The 789-nt window shown below is 33.3% G+C and carries 1 protein-coding gene; it reads right to left on the bottom strand.

The genetic code is table 11. The annotated features are described in order from the left end of the window. Nucleotides 1-789: DUF11 domain-containing protein (locus MBFIL_RS04870; protein ID WP_157078676.1), on the bottom strand; the 789-nt coding region annotated here is incomplete at both ends.

Genomic DNA, 789 nt, shown 5'->3' with positions numbered 1-789 from the left:
TAATAGTTTCATTATCAGACCCATTATCCACATTAGTATTATTCTGATCCACAGACACACTCGCAGTATTAATAACTGTACCATTACCAATAATAACAACAGTAATACTCAAAGCAACCGTTTCACCAGCACCTAAATCACCAATAGACCAAACACCAGTATTATCATCATAAGAACCATTACTACTTACAAAACTTAAAACAGTAGTATTCAACAAATCAGTCACATATACACCAGTAGCATTACCAGAACCATTATTAGACACAATAATAGTATAAGTAATAACATCACCAATATTCGCAGTACCAGTAGTATTAGAAACCTTAACAACACTCACATTAACATTATTACTCACATTAATAGTTTCATTATCAGACCCATTATCCACATTAGTATTATTCTGATCCACAGACACACTCGCAGTATTAATAACTGTACCATTACCAATAATAACAACAGTAATACTCAAAGCAACACTCTCACCAGCACCCAAATCACCAATAGACCAAACACCAGTAACATCATCATAAGAACCATTACTACCTACAAAACTCAAAACAGTACTATTCAACACATCAGTCACAAACACACCAGTAGCATTACCAGAACCGTTATTAGTCACAGTAATAGTATAAGTAATAATATCACCAATATTCGCTGACCCAGTAGTATTAGAAACCTTAACAACACTCACATTAACATTATTACTCACATTAATAGTTTCATTATCAGACCCATTATCCACATTAGTATTATTCTGATCCACAGACACACTCGCAATGTTAGTAA

The organism is Methanobrevibacter filiformis (assembly GCF_001639265.1).
Lineage (GTDB): Archaea > Methanobacteriota > Methanobacteria > Methanobacteriales > Methanobacteriaceae > Methanacia > Methanacia filiformis.
The sequence above is the reverse complement of the archived record's forward strand: the minus strand, read 5'-3'. Positions and strand labels throughout refer to the sequence as shown.